A 16627-nucleotide genomic window follows, 5' to 3' on the forward strand; every position below is an offset into this window, starting at 1 on the left:
TCGTGCGTTCAGTACGCCCAGCCAGCTCAAGGAATTTCGCTCATGTATCTACTCGGGGAGCAACCGGCCTACGCCGATCAGCTGATCAATCGACTGCAAAGCATCCCCACTCAGCTGCTGGAAGGCCTTGCCCCTCTGGGCGCTCCTCTGCAACTGGAGCAGGTTGAAGATCTGGCCAAGGTGCTACCGGGCAACCAGCTGTTCATCATCGAAAACGGCCTGCTGCATGCCGTGGTCGACGAACGCCCGCTCTTCTACCTGCAGGAAGGTGACCTGGTGGGCCTGCGCCAGGGCCTGGAAATGCCCAGCTGCCGTTACAGCAGCGAGGAAAAACTGAGCCTGATTCCCTATTCGCGCAGTGCAGTGTTCCAGCACATCTATGCCAGCGAGGAGCGCCAGGAACTCTTTATCCAGTACCTGATCGGCCATACCGCGCTGCTTTCCGACGCTCTGGCCCGTCTCAAGCAGCCGGAAATTCGCCCCGCTACGGGCTTCCAGCATTTCGCCGCCGGAGAGGAACTGATCCACCAGGGCGACAACGCCGACCACGTCTTCATCATTATCGAAGGCCATGCCGAGGCCTATGTGGACGGGCACAAGGTCGGCGATGTACAGAAGGACGAAATCTTCGGTGCCATGGCCGTGTTTACCCGGGAAAAACGCAGCGCCACGGTGATCGCCAGCGAGCCCTGCACCGTCATGGTGATTCCCAAGGAGCAGTTCCTCAGCCTGATGCAGAGCAACCCACGCATCGCCCACAGCCTGATCGAAAGCATGGCCAAGCGTATCGACCTGCTGAACAAGGAAGTGACCCAACTGCGCCAACCCCACCTCTGAAGCAACGCAAGTCAATCCACGAACCCGGCCCGCGCCGGGTTCTGTGCTGATAGGGCGCCAGCTCGCAGATGAAAATAATTCGCAAAAAGGCTTTACATATAAATGAGAAGCGTTATTATTAACTCAACTGATCGCGAGATCAGTCGATAAGCTCAAGAGACCTGCAGTCGGCCTCTTCAGATTATCTCCTCATCAGGCTAATCACGGTTATTGACCCGGCTCTTGCCGGGTCTTTTTTTGCCTAGCCCCAGGCCTGCCGCGTTATCGCTGAAACGCAAAAAGGGGCGCACAGGGCGCCCCTCTTGCTGGACCCTCATGATTTATCCCTTGCGCAGACTGGCGCAATAGTCCTGCTCGGGCTGTGCCGGGGTCAGCCAGAGGTAGTCGGCCTGTGCAGCGTCCAACTCGCTGCCTACCTCGGCCAGGATCAGCACCGCAGTTGCGCCCTGCTCGCCCAGGTCACTCAGGTGCAGGGCCACGCCCAGATCGCGGCGCGCATGAAAGGCACCGGCAACCAGCAGGCTCGGGGTCGGCGCGGCCAGCAGCGCCTCGGCCATACGTCGGTCACGTTGCTGCTGCACCGCGAGCATGGCCGGCAGCTGGCTTTCCGGCAGCAGGTCGCAGTGGGAACGACGGATCTGCTCCAGCAATGCCTCGCGCACCGAAGCGGCCGTAGAGGCCGCCCCCGACAAGTCAGGCACCTGGCTGTAGATGGCCAGCACCTCGCCGCGGTCCAGATTGGCCGCCAGCAACGGATAGGGTTGGCGCAGGGCATGCTGCACCAGCGGCCCGTACTGCGACCAGGCCCAGCCACGCTGCCAGGCCAGGGCCTGCAGCATGTCCTGGGGCGCCTGGCCGGTGGCAAGCTGGGCACGCACCTGCTCGATCCGGGGCTGCTGATCGGGATTGAGCATTTCCAGCAGCAGGCTGCCCTGGTTGCGTTGCGCGGCCAGGGCACGCAGCAGCCAGAGTTGCAGGGCATGGTGGTCCGGGTTGTCGTGGCGCTCGCCCACCAGCACCCGCTCGGCCCGAGCCAGGCGCTCGACCAGTTGCGCCGGGGTCAGCCGCGTGCCGCTGCGCAGCTCGATGATCTGCCCCAGCTGAGGATGTTCGAGGCCTTCCGGGCTCTGCCAGACCGGCAACGCCGGCGGGGAGACCTGGCAGGCCGCAAGCAGCAGCAGGCTGGCCAGAACAAAAACACGCATGGTCTTACTCCTTAACGGGCGATGATCATAGGGTGGCCGCGCTCGGGGTGCGGCTGCACCAGCACTTCCAGGCCGAACACGGCCTGCAGCACCTCGGCGCGCAGCACCTGATCCGGGCCACCCTGGGCCTGGGGCCGACCGCCGGCCAGCAGCAGTAGCTGGTCACAGTAGCGCGCCGCCAGGTTCAGGTCATGCAGGATCACCAGCACCGCCGCGCCCTGGTTGGCGAACTCACGCACCGCCTGCAGGGTGATGTGCTGATGCAGCGGGTCGAGCATGGAGGTGGGCTCATCCAGCAGCAGCACCTGACCGGGACCGGCCGGCCAGAGCTGGGCCAGCACCCGGGCCAGGTGCACGCGCTGGCGCTCGCCGCCGGACAGCGCCAGGTAGCTGCGCCCGGCCAGGTGCAGGGCATCGGCCGCTTCCAGGGCCTGACGCACGATCTGCTGATCGCGCAGTCGACCGCTGGCATGGGGCAAGCGGCCCATGCCGACCACCTCTTCCACGGAGAAGGCGAAGGTCAGGGACGAGCTCTGCGGCAAGACCGCCAGGCGCCGGGCGCGCTCCGGCCCTGGCCAGTCGGCCAGGCGCCGCTGCTCCAGCCAGACCTCACCCGCCGCCGGTTCCAGTTCACCGCACAGGGCGCCGAGCAGGGTGCTCTTGCCCGCGCCATTGGGGCCCAGCACGCCAAGCACCTGGCCCGGTTGCAGCTGCAGGTCGATATCCGCCAGCACCGTGCAGGGGCCGCGCTGTACTGCCAGGTTTTCCGCACGCAGCATCAGGTACGCCCCCGCAACAACAGATAAAGGAAGAATGGCGCGCCAATCAGCGCCGTGACGATACCGATGGGCAACTCGGCCGGGGCCAAGACCAGGCGCGCCGCCAGATCCGCCAACAGCAGCAGGCTGGCACCGGCCAGGGCCGAGGCCGGTAGCAGCACGCGGTGATCCGGCCCCACCAGCAGACGAACCAGATGGGGCACCACCAGGCCGATAAAGCCGATCATGCCGGCGGCGGCCACTGCCGCGCCGACGCCCAGGGCGGTGCAGAACACCAGTTCGGCCTTGATCCGCTCCACCGCAAAGCCCAGGTGGCGGGCCTCCGACTCGCCCAGCAACAGGGCGTTCAGGGCCTTGGCTCGGCGCGGCAGCCACAGCGCCACCGCGGCGGTGACCAACAGCAGCGGCCAAAGCCGCGGGTAGCTGGCGCCATTCAGGCTGCCCAGGTTCCAGAAGGTCAGGGTGCGCAGAGTGGCATCATCGGCCAGGTAGGTGAACAGGCCGATGGCGGCACCAGCCAGGGCGGTCAGGGCGATGCCGGCCAGCAGCATGGTGGCCACATGGGTCTCGCCATCGCGCCGACCCAGGCGATAGACCAGGCTGGTCACCACCAGACCGCCGGCAAAGGCGCAGGCCGACAGCAGGTAAGGCGCAAAAGCCGGCGGCAGCCCGCCCAGGGCCGCGCCGCCGACAATGGCGATGGCCGCGCCCAGGGCCGCGCCACTGGACACACCGATCAACCCGGGGTCGGCCAGGGGGTTGCGAAACAGGCCCTGCATGGCCACCCCGCACAGGGCCAGCACGGCCCCCACCAGCAGGCCCAGCAGGGTGCGCGGCAGGCGGATCTGGCCGAGGATCAGCTCGGTCTGCGCCAGGCCCTCCCCCGCCAGCGGCAGGCCGAGCAGGCGCAGGGCGGCGCGCAGGGTGTCGGCCAGGGGCAGGCTGACCGGGCCCAGGGCCAGGGACAGCCAGAGCGCCAGGGCCAGCAGCAGGCCCAGGGCAACAAACAGGGCGCGCGGTTTGATCAAGGGATTCATGGCGTGGGCCGGGCCTGGGCGAGTGTGGAGTGGCTGGCAGGATAAAAGGCGGCGGACAAGGCCGCCAGCCCATCCGGCAGGCGCGGCCCCAGGCCGCCCACCAGCAGGGTCGGGTCGAGCAGGATCAGGCGCCCCTCGCGCACCGCGCGAGTCGCGGCCAGCGCCGGATTGTGGCGCAGCAAGGCCTCGCGGGCCTGCTCGCCGGACAGGCTGCGGTCGGCGATGATCAGCACCTGCGGGTCCAGGGCCAGCAGGGCTTCGCTGGACAGGGCCTTGTAGCTGGTGTGTTGCGCCAGGTTGCGCCCGCCGGCCTGCTCGATCAGCCAGTCGGCGGCGGTATCACGCCCGCCCGCCAGGGGATTGCCACCGGCATGGCCGAGCAGCAGCAACACCCCTGGCGCCTCCTGCTCTTGCTGGGCCTGGGCCTGGGCCACCCACTGGGCCTGTTGCTGCAGGCGCTGCCGGTAGTCGGCCAGTGCGGCGCGGGCTTGCTGCGGCCGACCCAGCAGTTCGCCGATACGCAGCACACTGGCCTGCAGGCTGGCCAGATCGGCCCGGGACGACAGCACTTCCACCTGCACCCCGGCCCGGACCAGTTGTTCCAGCACCGGCGGCGGGCCCATTTCCTCGCTGCCCAGCAGCAGGTCCGGACGCAGCGCCAGCATGCCTTCGGCCGCCAACTGACGCTGATAGCCAACGCTGGGCAGCTCACGCAGGCTGGGCGGATGCTGGCTGGTACTGTCCACCCCCACCAACCGCTCCTCGCCGCCGAGCAGCACCACCCACTCGCTGAGCGCGCCGCCGGAGCTGATCCAGCGTTGCGGCAGGGCGTCGTCGGCCACGGCCCAGCCACAGCACAACAGGCCCGTACCCAGGGCAAACAGGGTTTTAAGGCGTTTCATCATGAGCCTCCAACAAAATACGACTGTCCTCGATGCCCTGCTGTTGCAGCCAGGCCATCAGGTCGAGAAAGGCGCTCAGAGGCGCCTGGCGATCCAGGGCCAGATCCAGCCCCGGCGGTTGCGCAGCGGCATAGGCCCCTTGCAGGGCCTGGCGCAGCGCGGCGAAATCCTTGAGTGGCTGCGCGCCCAGGCGCCATTGCCCGGTTGCGGACAGCTGCACCTGCAGCCGCTCGCCAGGATCGGCGCTGGCCGGTTGCAGCGCCTCGCGGCTCTGCGGCAACTGCAGGGGCAGCTGCAGCAGCGGCGTCTGCGCGGTGAGCAGAAAGAACACCAGGACGATAAAGATCACGTCCAGCAGCGGCGTCAGGTCCGGCAGCAGGTTGGCCTGGACACTATTGGCAGCCGGCAGACGGATCACGACCACACCCATTGCGGCCGCGCCAGACTGTCCACCGGCTCCAGTTCAAGCCCATCCAGCGCCAGCTGACAACGATTAAGCAGCGCCTGAACCTGCTGCAGATAACGCTCGGCCCAGAGCGCGAAGCCCTGGCCGGCGGCCAGTGCCGGGATGGCGATCAGCAGACCCCAGACCGTGGTATAGAGCGCCTGCCACAGGCCATCGGCAAGCAGCGCCGGGGTCACCGGGCTGTTCTGCCCAGCGATGCCGGCAAACATCTGCAGCATGCCCAGCACCGTGCCGAGCAGGCCGAGCATGGGCGCCAGCACACCGATCAGCTGCAACAGACGCAACTGGCTGTTGAGACGCTGACGCTCCTCCAGCAGCCAGCAACCCAGCACCTCTTCACGTTGCGCGGCCGGCAGGGCACTGTGCTTGAGCAGCAGCGCCAGACCACGGCGCCAGCCCTGCACACGCCCCTGACAGTGCTCACGCGCGCAGGTGCGACAGGCGCTGACGGCCGCGCGCATGGCCGCCTGACTGACCGGCTGCAAGCCGATAAACAACCAGAAGCGCTGCAGAATCAGCGCCAGGGCCAATAGGGAGCAGAGTGCCAGGGGCCAGGCCAGCGGCCCCATGGCGTGCCACCAGGGCTGCATCTCACAGCTCCCGGGCTGGCGCGGCTTCGGCCAGGGCACGCCAGTCCTCGCGCTCGGGCACACCCGGCTTGCGCGCGCCAAACAGCTGCAGGATCAGCTCGCCCTGCTCATCGAAGGCCTCCCAGCTGGTGATCACGCCATCCGTGCTGGGCTTGCGCACCCGCCACAGCTGACGCACGCCGGCGGTCTGCAGGTGCAGGTTGAACTCGGGATCGAGCACGTTGAACCAGCTGTCCAGCCAGCGCAGGTTGCGCACCGGCCCGGAATGGATCTGGATGCAGTGCCGATTGCCGACAAACACCATTAGTGGCACCTCCCGGGCAGCGGCTCGCTCCAGCAGCCTGGGCAGCTCCGCCAGTTCCAGAGGCTCGGCCCATTGCCGTCCGGCCAGACGCAGCGCCTGGGTACGGCTGGCACCGTGCTTCTTCAACAAGCCAAAAAAGTGATGGGTGTCTTTCAGGCTGGCCCAGCCGGCGCGCAGCGACTCGCCGTCGATGGCCTCGTCGGGTGTAAGCGGCGTGGCCTCGGGCAATGGCTGCAGCTCCAGCTCCGGCGTCTGCTGGGGGGCGGCAAAACGTTCGAGCAGCCGGACCCAGGCGCCGAGATCACTGCGCTCGGTGAGAAAGACCTTGTGTACCGCGATGCCCTGACGGTCGAAGATCTGCAGGCTGCGCTGGATGCCCCGGGCGCCCTGCTCCTCGATAGAAAAGACGCTGGCCCAGCCGCCGAGGAACAGGCGCAGGTCGATATCGGCCGACACCACCAGGCCCATCTGGCCGCTGACGGTGACCTCGCTGTAATGGCCCTTGCGTTCGTGCACACAATGTTCATTGCGGGTCAGCACCATCACATAACCCAACTCGCCCAGGGCCGGCAGCAGCGCCGCCCAGTCAGGGCGCAGACGGGTGGCGTCGATGCCCAGGCGGCTGGCGGTCAGCTCCGCCTCGCTGACGGCCAGGCGCTCGGCAGCATCCCGGGCACGCAGACGCGGCTGCTCCTGGCGCAGCACCTGCCAGGCCAGATACAGATCATTGTTGGGCGCGACGGCCAGGGAAGCGGTACTCATGGGGAACTCCTTGCACGTTTAAGTGAGTGGGCTTAGCGGCTCGCCGTCAGGGCGAACTCGATGGGAATCTGCACACGGCTGGGCACCGCCACGCCGTTATGCTGCTGTGGGTTGAAGCGCCAGGCCGCCACCGCCTCCAGGGCGGCACGGTCCAGGCTGGCGATACCGGAGGAGCGCAACACCGCCAGGCCGCGCTGCTGGCCGCGCTTATCCAGGCGTACCTCCAACAGCACAGTGCCCTGCTGATTGCGCCGGCGCGCCTGGGCCGGGTAATGGGGCGGCTGCGGCGGCCGGCGAAAGCTCGGCTTATGGCTAAGCACCTCGACGGGCTGGGCGGGCGATATCGCCTGGACGGGCGCTGGCTCCGGGTCAGCTGCTGCCGCCAAGGCCGCTGACGGCACCGGGGCGGCGGAAGGCGGCGCAGCAACCGGCGACGCTGGGGCAGCAGGCGCCGCCACTACAGAAGCCGGCCTGGGCGCCCGTTCGACCGCCCTCTCCCGAGGCTTGCGCGCCACCACCGAAGCGCTATCGGCCTTGCGCGCAGGCCGGGCCTTGGCCGGTGCCAAGGTTCGCGGCGGGCTTGCAGGCGGTTCAGCCGGCGCCAGCTGCACCAGCCCGCCCAGACGCAATACCTGTGGCGCCTGTGCCACCTCGCTCGGCGGCACTCCAGGCGCGCCCAGCAACTGCCAGCCGGCCAGATGCAGCAGCAGCGAGAGCAGGAGGAAGAGGGACAAACGCAGCATGGGACGACCTGATCAAATCGAATTAAATCTATTTGATAAGCATTTGCATTTGTATGTCAATGTCGTTTAGCTTTGCCCGCCGATGCCAACCCGTGGCCAGAGAAGCCACCGCATGCCCTGGAGTAAAGCCATGCCCTTGCGTCCCCCCTTCGCCCATCGCCCCCTGCTCGCCCTGCTGTTGCTCAGCCCATCGCTGCTGCTGGCCGCCGAGGCGCCGGTCAGCCAGTTCGACACCGTGACGGTCACCGCCACCCGTAGCGAGCAAACCCTGGATCAGGTGCCCAACAGCGTATCGGTGACCAGCGAGCGGGATATCGACCAGAAGACCCTAAAGAACATCAAGGACCTGGTGCGCCATGAACCCGGGGTCTCGGTCGGTGGCAGCGGCAGCCGCTTCGGCCTGTCCGGCTTCAGCATCCGCGGCATTGGCGGCAACCGCGTGCTGACCCAGGTGGACGGTGTCGGGGTAGCCGATGCCTTCAGCTTCGGCCCGTTCCAGAGCGCCCAGCGCAATTACGTCGACCTCGACACCATCCGCCAGGTGGAAATCATCCGCGGCCCGGCCAGTTCGCTGTACGGCAGCAATGCCATCGGCGGCGCGGTGAGCTTTCTGACCAAGGATGCCCGCGACTACCTGGATGAGGGCGACGATGCCTACGCGCGCCTGAAGAGCGGTTACGACGGCAGCGACGACAGCTGGCAGCGCAGCGCCACCTTCGCCGCCCGCCTGGGCCAGGTGGACGGTTTGCTCAACCTGGGCCGGCGCAGCGGCCAGGCCGTGGACAGTTATGGTGGGCGCGGCGGTCAGGGTAGCGGCCGCGAGCAGGCCAACCCGCTGGACTCTCAGACCGACAACCTGCTGGCCAAGATCGGCTGGGACTATGCCGAGGGCGGCCGCCTGCAACTGGCCTACGAGCGTTACCAGGACGATGTCGACAGCCGCCTGCGCAGCGAGGAAGGCGTGCTGAGCAGCACCGCCATCGGCCCGGTGATGCGCAGCAACAGCCTGATCACCGACTCCTGGACGGACGACAGCACCGACCGCGAACGTTTTACCCTTAGCCATCAACTGGCCCTGGACAGCCTGCTGGCCGACCGCCTGGACTGGCAACTGAGCCAGCAGAGCACCGAGACCCGCCAGCGCAGCCTGCAACAGCGTACAGTGTGGACCTCCATGGGCGCCCCGACGCTGCCACCACCACCCGCCGCCACCCTGCGCGAGCGCCAGCGCGACTCGCGCTACGAGGAAGACCTGTGGGCCTTCAACCTGGCCCTGGGCAAGGACCTGCAGCTGGGCGACTGGCAGCATGAACTGATCTACGGACTGGACCTCAAGCGCAGCAAGAGCCGCAACCTGCGCCTGGGCAGCGAGGTCAACCGCATCACGGGTGCGCCCTTCGTCAACCCGGAGAACTTCCCCCTGAGCGACTTCCCCGACCCCACCAGCCTGCACAGCGCCCTGTTCGTGCAGGACAGCATCAGCATCGGGCGCTGGACCCTGCTGCCGGGCCTGCGCTATGACCACTACTCGATCAAGCCCAAGGCCACCGCCGAGTACCTCAATGCCAACCGCACCGAGCCCAACCCGCCCAGCTTCAGCGACAGCGCCTGGTCGCCGAAATTCGGCCTGACCTACCAGCTGGACAGCGCCCACAGCCTGTTCGGCCAGTACGCTGCCGGCTTTCGCGCCCCCGAAGCGGTGGATATCTTCGGTGAATTCAGCAACCCGGCCCATGGCTACCAGACCATCGCCAATACCAGCCTCAAGCCGGAAACCAGCCACAGCCTGGAAGCCGGCCTGCGCGGCCAGTACGCCCTGGGCAGCCTGAGCGCCAGCCTGTTCTACAACCGCTACAAGGACTTTATCGAACAGGCCACGGTGGCCACCGCGCCGCTGCTGACCTTCCAGAGCGTGAATCTGGATCGCGTCGATATCCGTGGCGCCGAATTCAAGGGTGAGCTGTATCTGGATCGACTGGGCCTGCCCGGCGGTACCTACGCCCTGGCCGGCCTCGCCTACGCCCATGGCCAGGACAAGGGCAAGAACCAGCCGCTGAACAGCATCGACCCGCTCAAGGGCGTGTTCGGCCTCGGCTACCGCGAGCCCAGCGGCCGTTTTGGTGGCGAACTGAACTGGACCCTGGTGGCCGCCAAGGAACGCATCGACCGCAGCGAAGCGGCCAGCTCACGGATTGGCGAGCAGTTCCGCAGCCCCGGCTATGGCGTGCTCGACCTCAATGCCTGGTGGCAGCTCAACGAACAGTTCTCGATCAATGGCGGCCTGTACAACCTGACCGACAAGCAGTACTGGCAGTGGGGCGATGTCCGCGGCCGCGCCAGCGACGACGCCGGCATCGGCCGCTATAGCCAGCCGGGCCGGCATATGGCGGTCAATCTGATCTGGGAAATCTGATCAGTCAGCGGCCAACAGGCCGTTGAAAAACGTAGGCGAGGCAGCCAGTGCAAGGCAAAAACAGGCGAAAAAGCGGAGTTTACGAGTTGTAAATGAGCATTTTGAGCCTGTTTTTAACGCAGCAATGGCAACGCAGGTAGTTTTTCAACAGCCTGCTAACCCTGTTCCACTTGGCGCAAGGACGCGCCCTGCTCTTTCACTTCCGCGCCGGGCCGGCATAATGCTCGCCCGTCGTGGAGGTTCCCCAATGCTGCGTTTATGTGCACCGGATGAGCTGGCCGAAGGCCAGAGCCGGGGCTTCGAGATAGCCGGCCAGAAGCTGCTGGCCGTGCGCAAGGATGGCCAGTGCCATGTCTATCGCAACAGCTGCCCGCACCGCGGCATTCCTCTGGAATGGCTGCCCGACCAGTTTCTCGATGCCAGTGCCAGCCTGATCCAGTGCGCCACCCATGGCGCGCTGTTTCTGATCGACTCCGGCGAATGCGTGGCCGGCCCCTGTGCCGGACAGTCCCTGAGCCGGGTCGACTGCCATGAGGATGCGGCGGGCCTGTGGCTTGATCTACCCACCTGACGCCCGCCGGGCACAGCGGCTATAGTCCAGAAAAAACAGGCAGGGCCGCCCATGCACAGTATCGAACGGATCTACCCCAAGCACCTCGACCCCGGCAGTGCCGACGATCAGGCCAGTCTGCGCATCCACCTGCAGCGCTACCAGTTCGCCGCCGAGCACCTGAGCGGCCAGCGCGTACTGGATATGGCCTGCGGCTGTGGTTATGGCACCGCCCTGCTGGCCGAACGCAACCCGGACAAGCAGGTGCTCGGGGTGGATATCGATCCGGACGCCATTGCCTATGCCCGCCAGCATTACCAGCTGGACAACCTGCGCTACGAATGTGCCGATGCCGAGCAGTTCGCTTGCACTCAGGGCTTCGACTGCATCGTCAGCCTGGAAACCATCGAACACCTGCCAAGGCCGCACATGCTGCTGGCCAACTACGGGCGCCTGCTGGCCGAAGGCGGCCAGGTGATCGCCTCGGTGCCCATCACCCCGACCCTGGACGGCAACCCCCACCACCTGCACGACTTCAGCAAGCGCAGCTTCTTCGCCCTGTTCCGTCAGCAGGGCCTTGAGGCCCGGCAGCAGCTGGAGCAGGTGCAGCCCTGGCAGTTCAAGGGCCTGTTCAGCCGGCGCACCGACCAGCACAAGCTCAACCGCTCCGATGGCGTCGGCAATGCGGTGCTGCTGTATTACCGGCGTCACCCGCTGTATCTGCTGCGCCGGCTGTATTCGATGCTGCGCTATGGGTTCAGCAACCGCTACCTGACCTGCGTGTTTAGCCGCTGACCTTCCCTCTGTAGCCCGGATGTAATCCGGGAATACCCGTACAGCGTCCCGGATTGCATCCGGGCTACGCAATGCTCTTAGGCGCTGGCTGGCAGGTGCTCTGCTGGTGGTCGGCGGTAGATCCAGATGCGTTTGAGCACCGTGGCGAACTGGCGCCACAGGCTGCCGCTGTTGTAATGCTGGCCATAGCGTTCGGCAATCTCGCGCACCTCCACGGCCAGGGCGGCATAGCGCCGCGCCGGCAGATCGGGGAACAGGTGGTGTTCGATCTGGTGACTCAGGTTGCCGGTGAGGATATGAAACAGCGGCCCGCCATTTAGGTTGCTGGAGCCACGCAGCTGGCGCAGGTACCAGTGCCCGCGACTCTCGCCCACCACCGACTCCTTGCTAAACACCGCAGCCTGCTCGGTAAAGTGACCGCAGAAAATCACGGTAAAGGTCCACAGGTTGCGCAGCAGATTGGCCAGCACATTGCCGGCCAGCACCGCCAGGGCATTGGCCCCAATCAACAACGCCAGCAGGGGGAAAAACAGGTAATCCTTGCTCCACTGACGCAACAGCTTGGCGTTGAACTGCTTGATCAGCGGGCGCACCTCGGCCTTGCTCAGCTTGCCCTTGTAGACCTTGTCCAGACGCAGATGCTGGATCGCCACCGAGTACTGGAACAGCACGGCCTGGAGCGTCACCCACAGCGGCTGCCAGCGGTAGAAGGGCTTCCAGCGCTGCTCGGGAAACAGGCGCACCACGCCATAACCCACGTCATCGTCCATGCCCAGCACATTGGTCCAGGTGTGGTGCACATGGTTGTGGGTATGCCGCCAGAAATCACTGGGCCCGGCGATATCCCACTCGTAGCTGCGCCCGGCAAACTCGGGATCGTTCATCCAGTCGTACTGGCCGTGGATGACGTTATGCCCCAGCTCCATGTTCTCCAGAATCTTGCCCAGGCCCAGCAACAGGCTGCCGAGCAGCCAGGTGGGCGGGAACCAGCCGAACATCAGCAGGCCCCGGCCACTCCAGCAGCAGAAACGCACCGCCGTGCGGATACGACGGATATAGCGCGCATCGGCCTCGCCCAGGTCGGCCAGGGTGCGCTGGCGCAGGGCGTCCAGTTCAGCACCGAAGGCATCCAGTTCGGCGGGGCTCAGTTGACGATCTTGGCGATGGTTCATAGCTCGATCTCCACATCCCCTTCCGGGGCGCTGATACAAAGACGGATGGCCTGGCCCGGCTCGGCCAGCCGGGCGCCGCTGCGCATATCGCGCACCACGCCACTCACCAGGGTGCAGGTGCAGCTGGCGCAGATGCCCTGACGACAACCATGGGCTGGCCGCAGGCCATGGGCTTCGGCCTGCTCCAGCAGGCTGGCCTGGTTATGTGCGCTAAGCACCTGGCGGCTGCGAGCCAGGCTCAGCTGCACCTCGCGGCGCTCGCTGCCGACGCTCAGGGGTGGCGGGGTAAAAGCCTCCACCTGCAGCTCGGCCTGACTGCCTGTGCCCTGCCACCAGTGCTGCACCGCAGCGACGAAAGACGCCGGACCACAGCTCAGCACCGCACGCTGGGCCACATCGCCAATGCCCTGTAGATGCTCGGCGGTAAAACGGCCCTGCAACTCGGCGGATGGCGTCTCGGCACCGGTCAGGGCCCAGCGCACCTGAAAGTTGCTGTATTGCGCCTGCAACGCCTGCAGTTCGTCGGCAAAAGCTCGCTGGCCCTGCTCGCGCACGTAATGCAGCAGCGTAACCGGGGCGGCAAAGCCCTGGGCCAGGGCGCTGCGCAGCAGCCCCAGCAGCGGCGTGATGCCGCTACCGGCGGCCAGCAATAGCACCCCCGGGGCCTGCTGCGGCCAGTGCAGCTCACCCTGCACCGTGCCCAGCTCCAGCACCTCGCCTACCGCCAGACACTCCAGCAGATAGGGCGAAACCCGGCCGCCGGCCTGGCGCTTGATGGCGATCTGCAAGCGGCCATCCGCGCCGACGCGGGTCAGGCTGTAGCTGCGACTCAGGCGCACTCCATCGCGCTCGATATACAGCTGCACATGCTGGCCCGGCTGGGCGCCGCGCCAGTTGCCGTTAGGCTGCAGGGTCAGGGCCAGCATGTCCTCGGCCACCCACTCACGGGCGCAGACCCGGGCCAGCACCCGGTTCAGACGCAGAGCCGGGTGCAACAGGCGCAGCCAGGCATCCACATCGCTTTCGCGCAGCCAGCCCCGGGCCACCAGATAGCGCAGAGGTCGCAGCAACAGGGCACAGGCCGGCAACAGCGCAGTCGGTAAAAGGTTCATGGCTCAACTCTCAGTGAACAACCGTACACTAGACTGGCAGAGCCATACATCTCAGTCAACACTTGTTCACTCAAAAGCCAATACGCCCCGGTTCGACGCAGGCGCCGCCCATTTGCTAGAGTGCGGCGCTGATTGAGCCATGCAGAGCCAGGACGCTTGAAACCGACCCAACCCCGCGCCGAACAGAAGCTGCAGACCCGCCATGCCCTGATGCAAGCCGCCCGCGACCTGATGGACAGTGGCCGCGGCTTCGGCAGCCTGAGCCTGCGCGAAGTGACGCGCAGCGCCGGCATTGTGCCCACCGGCTTCTACCGCCACTTTCAGGGCATGGACGAGTTGGGTCTGGCCCTGGTGGAGGAAGTGGGGGAAACCTTCCGCGAGACCATCCGTCAGGTGCGCCATCACGAGTTCGAACTGGGCGGGGTGATCGATGCCTCGGTGCGCATCTTCCTCGACGCGGTGGCGGCCAATCGCTCGCAGTTCCTGTTTCTCGCCCGCGAGCAGTACGGCGGCTCGCAGCCGGTACGCCAGGCCATTGCCGCCCTGCGCGAGCGCATCAGCGCCGACCTAGTGGCGGACCTGAGCCTGATGCCCAAGCAGCAGCATCTGGATCAGGCCGCCCTGACGGTGATCGCCGATCTGGTGGTGAAGACGGTGTTCGCCACCCTGCCCGAGCTGATCGACCCGCCCGCCGCCACCCTGCCCGCCCATGCCACGCCCCAGGCCAAAATGATCGAGCAGCTGCGCTTTATCTTTATCGGCGCCAAACACTGGCAGGGTCTGGGTCAGGGCAGCTGAGCGCACCATTAGCGCGCACAAAAGCCGCTCACGCACCAGAATACAGCCCGCTTTTGCCCCATTTTCTGCCCACAAGGCCCGCCATGGCCGCCTGATCGCGGCCCTGCGACAAACTGGCAAGGCCCTTGCTCTGTTCCCGGCAGTCAACTGCCGGACAGTCCCCATGCTGGTCATCCACCGCCGTATCGCCCCCCAGCCGCGCTGGGATGCCGAACTCGAACTGAGCTTCGAGGCCCGCAGCAAAAGCCGCCTGCGCTGTTTCAGCCGTAGCGGCGAGGATGTCGGCCTGTTTCTCGAACGGGGCCAGCCGGCCCTGCAGGATGGCGAATACCTGCAGGCCGAGGATGGTCGTATCGTGCGGGTCATGGCCCGCCCTGAGCCGCTGCTGCACGTCACCTGCGCCAATGCCTTCGAACTGATGCGCGCCGCCTACCACCTGGGCAACCGTCATGTCGCCCTGCAGCTGGGCGATGGCTGGTTGCGCCTGCCGGATGACTATGTGCTCAAGGCCATGCTCGAACAGCTCGGCGCGACTGTGCAGCTGATCGAGGCGCCCTACCAGCCCGAACAGGGCGCCTACGGCGGCGGTCATCATCACTCCCATGCCGGCGATGCGGAATTCAGCTACGCCCCGCGCCTGCATCAATTCGGAGCGCGCAAGTGAACAAGGCCTGGCAGCTTCTACGACTCGCCAGCCCGCAGCTACCTATCGGTGGTTATAGCTATTCCCAGGGCCTGGAAATGGCCGTGGAGCAGGGTCTGGTCGATAGCGCAGAAAGCGCCCAGCGCTGGATTGCCGATCAGCTGCTGCTCAACCTGGCCTGCTTCGAAGCGCCGCTACTGCTCGCCCATTGCCAGGCCGCTGCGCACGAGGACTGGGCACAACTCAAAGCCCTGGCCGAGCAACAACGCGCCAGCCGCGAAACCCGCGAGCTGCGCCTGGAAAGCCGGCAAATGGGCTACTCCCTGCAGCAACTGCTCAGCGGCCTACCGGAGCTGGATCAACCGGCGCAGCAGCTGTTTAGTGAGCTGGACGAACCCGGCCTGGCCGTTGGCTGGGCGCTGGCGGCGCGGGCCTGGCAGATCGCGCCAGAAGATGCCCTGGCCGCCTGGCTCTGGGGCTGGCTGGAAAACCAGCTGGCGGTGCTGATGAAAACCCTGCCCCTGGGCCAGCAAGCTGCCCAGCGCCTGACCTCGGAGCTGCTGCCCCTGCTGGATCAGGCCCAACATCTAGCCGTTGCGCTCAAACCCGAACACTGGGGCAGCGCCGCCTTCGGCCTGGCATTGACCAGCATGGCGCACGAGCGCCAGTACAGCCGGCTATTCAGGTCGTAACCACTAAACCTGTAGGAGCGGGGCATGCCCCGCGATCAGCTTTCGCGGGCATGCCCCGCTCCTACGTGAACGAACTCAGTCGCCCAGGGCAATAGCCTCGGTCGACACTCAAGTGAAGATGGGAGTGAGACAACGCTATGAACAGCCAACCCCTGCGCGTCGGCATCGGTGGCCCGGTCGGCTCCGGCAAGACCGCCCTGACCCTGGCCCTGTGCCTGGCCCTGCGCGAGCGCTACAACATCGCCGTGGTCACCAACGATATCTACACCCAGGAAGACGCCCAGTTTCTGGTGCGCAATGAGGCCCTGGCGCCGGAGCGGATCATCGGCGTGGAAACCGGCGGCTGCCCGCACACCGCGATCCGCGAGGACGCCTCGATCAACCTGGAAGCGGTGGATCAGCTCAACCGGCGCTTTCCGGGGCTGGACCTGATCATCGTCGAGTCCGGCGGCGACAACCTCTCGGCCACCTTCAGCCCCGAGCTGTCGGACCTGACCCTCTATGTGATCGACGTCTCGGCCGGCGACAAGCTGCCGCGCAAGGGCGGCCCGGGCATCTGCAAGTCCGACCTGCTGGTGATCAACAAGGTCGACCTGGCCCCGCTGGTTGGCGCCTCCCTGGAGGTCATGGAGCGCGACACCCTGAAGATGCGCGGCGACAAACCCTTTGTCTTCAGCAACCAGAAGATCGGCCAGGGTCTCGACCAGATCATCGCCTTTATCGAACGCCACGGCATGCTCACCGCAGCCTGACGCATCACCTCCCCTCTCCCGCTTGCAGGAGAGGGGCCGGGGGAGAGGGCAGCCTCTCCCTGCCACCCAGTAAGG

At 66.3% G+C, this 16627-nt stretch carries 18 protein-coding genes; 8 read left to right on the plus strand and 10 right to left on the minus strand.

What is annotated here, in order from left to right; genetic code table 11:
* Window positions 1–42: 42 nt before the first annotated feature.
* Complete coding sequence (locus GJV18_RS14965) at window positions 43–837, plus strand: Crp/Fnr family transcriptional regulator (protein ID WP_160347024.1); 795 nt, start codon at window positions 43–45, stop codon at window positions 835–837.
* Between the two features lie 320 nt (window positions 838–1157).
* Here GJV18_RS14965 and GJV18_RS14970 read toward each other — a convergent pair whose 3' ends face one another.
* The 8 genes from GJV18_RS14970 to GJV18_RS15005 are packed head-to-tail and all read right to left on the minus strand — an operon-like array spanning window position 1158 to window position 7625.
* Window positions 1158–2042 (minus strand): ChaN family lipoprotein, encoded by an 885-nt coding sequence (locus GJV18_RS14970; RefSeq protein WP_160347026.1) that lies wholly within the window; start codon window positions 2040–2042, stop codon window positions 1158–1160.
* An 11-nt stretch (window positions 2043–2053) separates the two neighbouring features.
* Complete coding sequence (locus tag GJV18_RS14975) at window positions 2054–2821, minus strand: heme ABC transporter ATP-binding protein (protein ID WP_160347028.1); 768 nt, start codon at window positions 2819–2821, stop codon at window positions 2054–2056.
* Entirely contained in the window at window positions 2821–3858 is a 1038-nt protein-coding gene (locus tag GJV18_RS14980; RefSeq protein ID WP_160347030.1) for a FecCD family ABC transporter permease, read from the minus strand. The genes GJV18_RS14975 and GJV18_RS14980 overlap by 1 nt, the downstream gene beginning before the upstream one ends.
* A complete protein-coding gene (locus GJV18_RS14985; protein WP_407692365.1) occupies window positions 3855–4763 on the minus strand; it encodes a heme/hemin ABC transporter substrate-binding protein in 909 nt (302 codons plus the stop codon). Before GJV18_RS14985 ends, GJV18_RS14980 begins: the two co-directional genes overlap by 4 nt.
* Window positions 4747–5190, minus strand: coding sequence for an ExbD/TolR family protein (locus GJV18_RS14990; RefSeq protein ID WP_160347034.1), 444 nt, complete (start codon window positions 5188–5190; stop codon window positions 4747–4749). Before GJV18_RS14990 ends, GJV18_RS14985 begins: the two co-directional genes overlap by 17 nt.
* Window positions 5175–5816 (minus strand): MotA/TolQ/ExbB proton channel family protein, encoded by a 642-nt coding sequence (locus tag GJV18_RS14995; protein ID WP_160347036.1) that lies wholly within the window; start codon window positions 5814–5816, stop codon window positions 5175–5177. Before GJV18_RS14995 ends, GJV18_RS14990 begins: the two co-directional genes overlap by 16 nt.
* A 1-nt stretch (window position 5817) precedes the next feature.
* Window positions 5818–6882: a hemin-degrading factor gene (locus tag GJV18_RS15000; RefSeq protein WP_160347037.1), complete on the minus strand. Its 1065-nt coding sequence runs from the start codon at window positions 6880–6882 to the stop codon at window positions 5818–5820.
* Between the two features lie 32 nt (window positions 6883–6914).
* A complete protein-coding gene (locus tag GJV18_RS15005) occupies window positions 6915–7625 on the minus strand; it encodes an energy transducer TonB (RefSeq protein WP_160347039.1) in 711 nt (236 codons plus the stop codon).
* A 130-nt stretch (window positions 7626–7755) separates the two neighbouring features.
* Here GJV18_RS15005 and GJV18_RS15010 point away from each other — a divergent pair, with 130 nt between their 5' ends.
* From GJV18_RS15010 to GJV18_RS15020, 3 genes are all read left to right on the plus strand, one after another.
* Entirely contained in the window at window positions 7756–10038 is a 2283-nt protein-coding gene (locus GJV18_RS15010) for a TonB-dependent hemoglobin/transferrin/lactoferrin family receptor (protein ID WP_160347041.1), read from the plus strand.
* 247 nt (window positions 10039–10285) lie between these two features.
* Window positions 10286–10609 carry a Rieske (2Fe-2S) protein gene (locus GJV18_RS15015; RefSeq protein ID WP_160347043.1) on the plus strand — a complete coding sequence of 108 codons (324 nt, stop codon included), beginning with the start codon at window positions 10286–10288 and terminating at the stop codon, window positions 10607–10609.
* 51 nt (window positions 10610–10660) lie between these two features.
* Entirely contained in the window at window positions 10661–11383 is a 723-nt protein-coding gene (locus GJV18_RS15020) for a class I SAM-dependent methyltransferase (protein ID WP_160347045.1), read from the plus strand.
* 77 nt (window positions 11384–11460) lie between these two features.
* Here GJV18_RS15020 and GJV18_RS15025 read toward each other — a convergent pair whose 3' ends face one another.
* Together GJV18_RS15025 and GJV18_RS15030 are read right to left on the minus strand one after the other, a co-directional pair.
* Entirely contained in the window at window positions 11461–12555 is a 1095-nt protein-coding gene (locus tag GJV18_RS15025; RefSeq protein WP_160347047.1) for a fatty acid desaturase family protein, read from the minus strand.
* A complete protein-coding gene (locus tag GJV18_RS15030; protein WP_160347049.1) occupies window positions 12552–13667 on the minus strand; it encodes a ferredoxin reductase in 1116 nt (371 codons plus the stop codon). Before GJV18_RS15030 ends, GJV18_RS15025 begins: the two co-directional genes overlap by 4 nt.
* Window positions 13668–13877: 210 nt before the next feature.
* On the opposite strand from GJV18_RS15030, the gene GJV18_RS15035 reads away from it, so the two are divergent.
* The 4 genes from GJV18_RS15035 (at window position 13878) to ureG (ending at window position 16552) form a co-directional block, all read left to right on the plus strand.
* The gene (locus tag GJV18_RS15035) at window positions 13878–14465 is read left to right on the plus strand and encodes a TetR family transcriptional regulator (protein ID WP_160347672.1); all 588 of its coding nucleotides are present in this window, start codon (window positions 13878–13880) and stop codon (window positions 14463–14465) included.
* A gap of 163 nt (window positions 14466–14628) precedes the next feature.
* Window positions 14629–15129, plus strand: a complete 501-nt coding sequence (gene ureE / locus GJV18_RS15040) for an urease accessory protein UreE (RefSeq protein ID WP_160347051.1) — start codon at window positions 14629–14631, stop codon at window positions 15127–15129.
* Window positions 15126–15800, plus strand: a complete 675-nt coding sequence (locus GJV18_RS15045; protein WP_160347053.1) for an urease accessory protein UreF — start codon at window positions 15126–15128, stop codon at window positions 15798–15800. The genes ureE and GJV18_RS15045 overlap by 4 nt, the downstream gene beginning before the upstream one ends.
* Before the next feature lie 137 nt (window positions 15801–15937).
* Window positions 15938–16552 carry an urease accessory protein UreG gene (gene ureG / locus GJV18_RS15050; RefSeq protein WP_160347055.1) on the plus strand — a complete coding sequence of 205 codons (615 nt, stop codon included), beginning with the start codon at window positions 15938–15940 and terminating at the stop codon, window positions 16550–16552.
* Window positions 16553–16627: the final 75 nt, after the last annotated feature.

Origin of the sequence: Pseudomonas xionganensis, from assembly GCF_009763245.1 — a bacterium.
GTDB classification, from domain to species: domain Bacteria; phylum Pseudomonadota; class Gammaproteobacteria; order Pseudomonadales; family Pseudomonadaceae; genus Aquipseudomonas; species Aquipseudomonas xionganensis.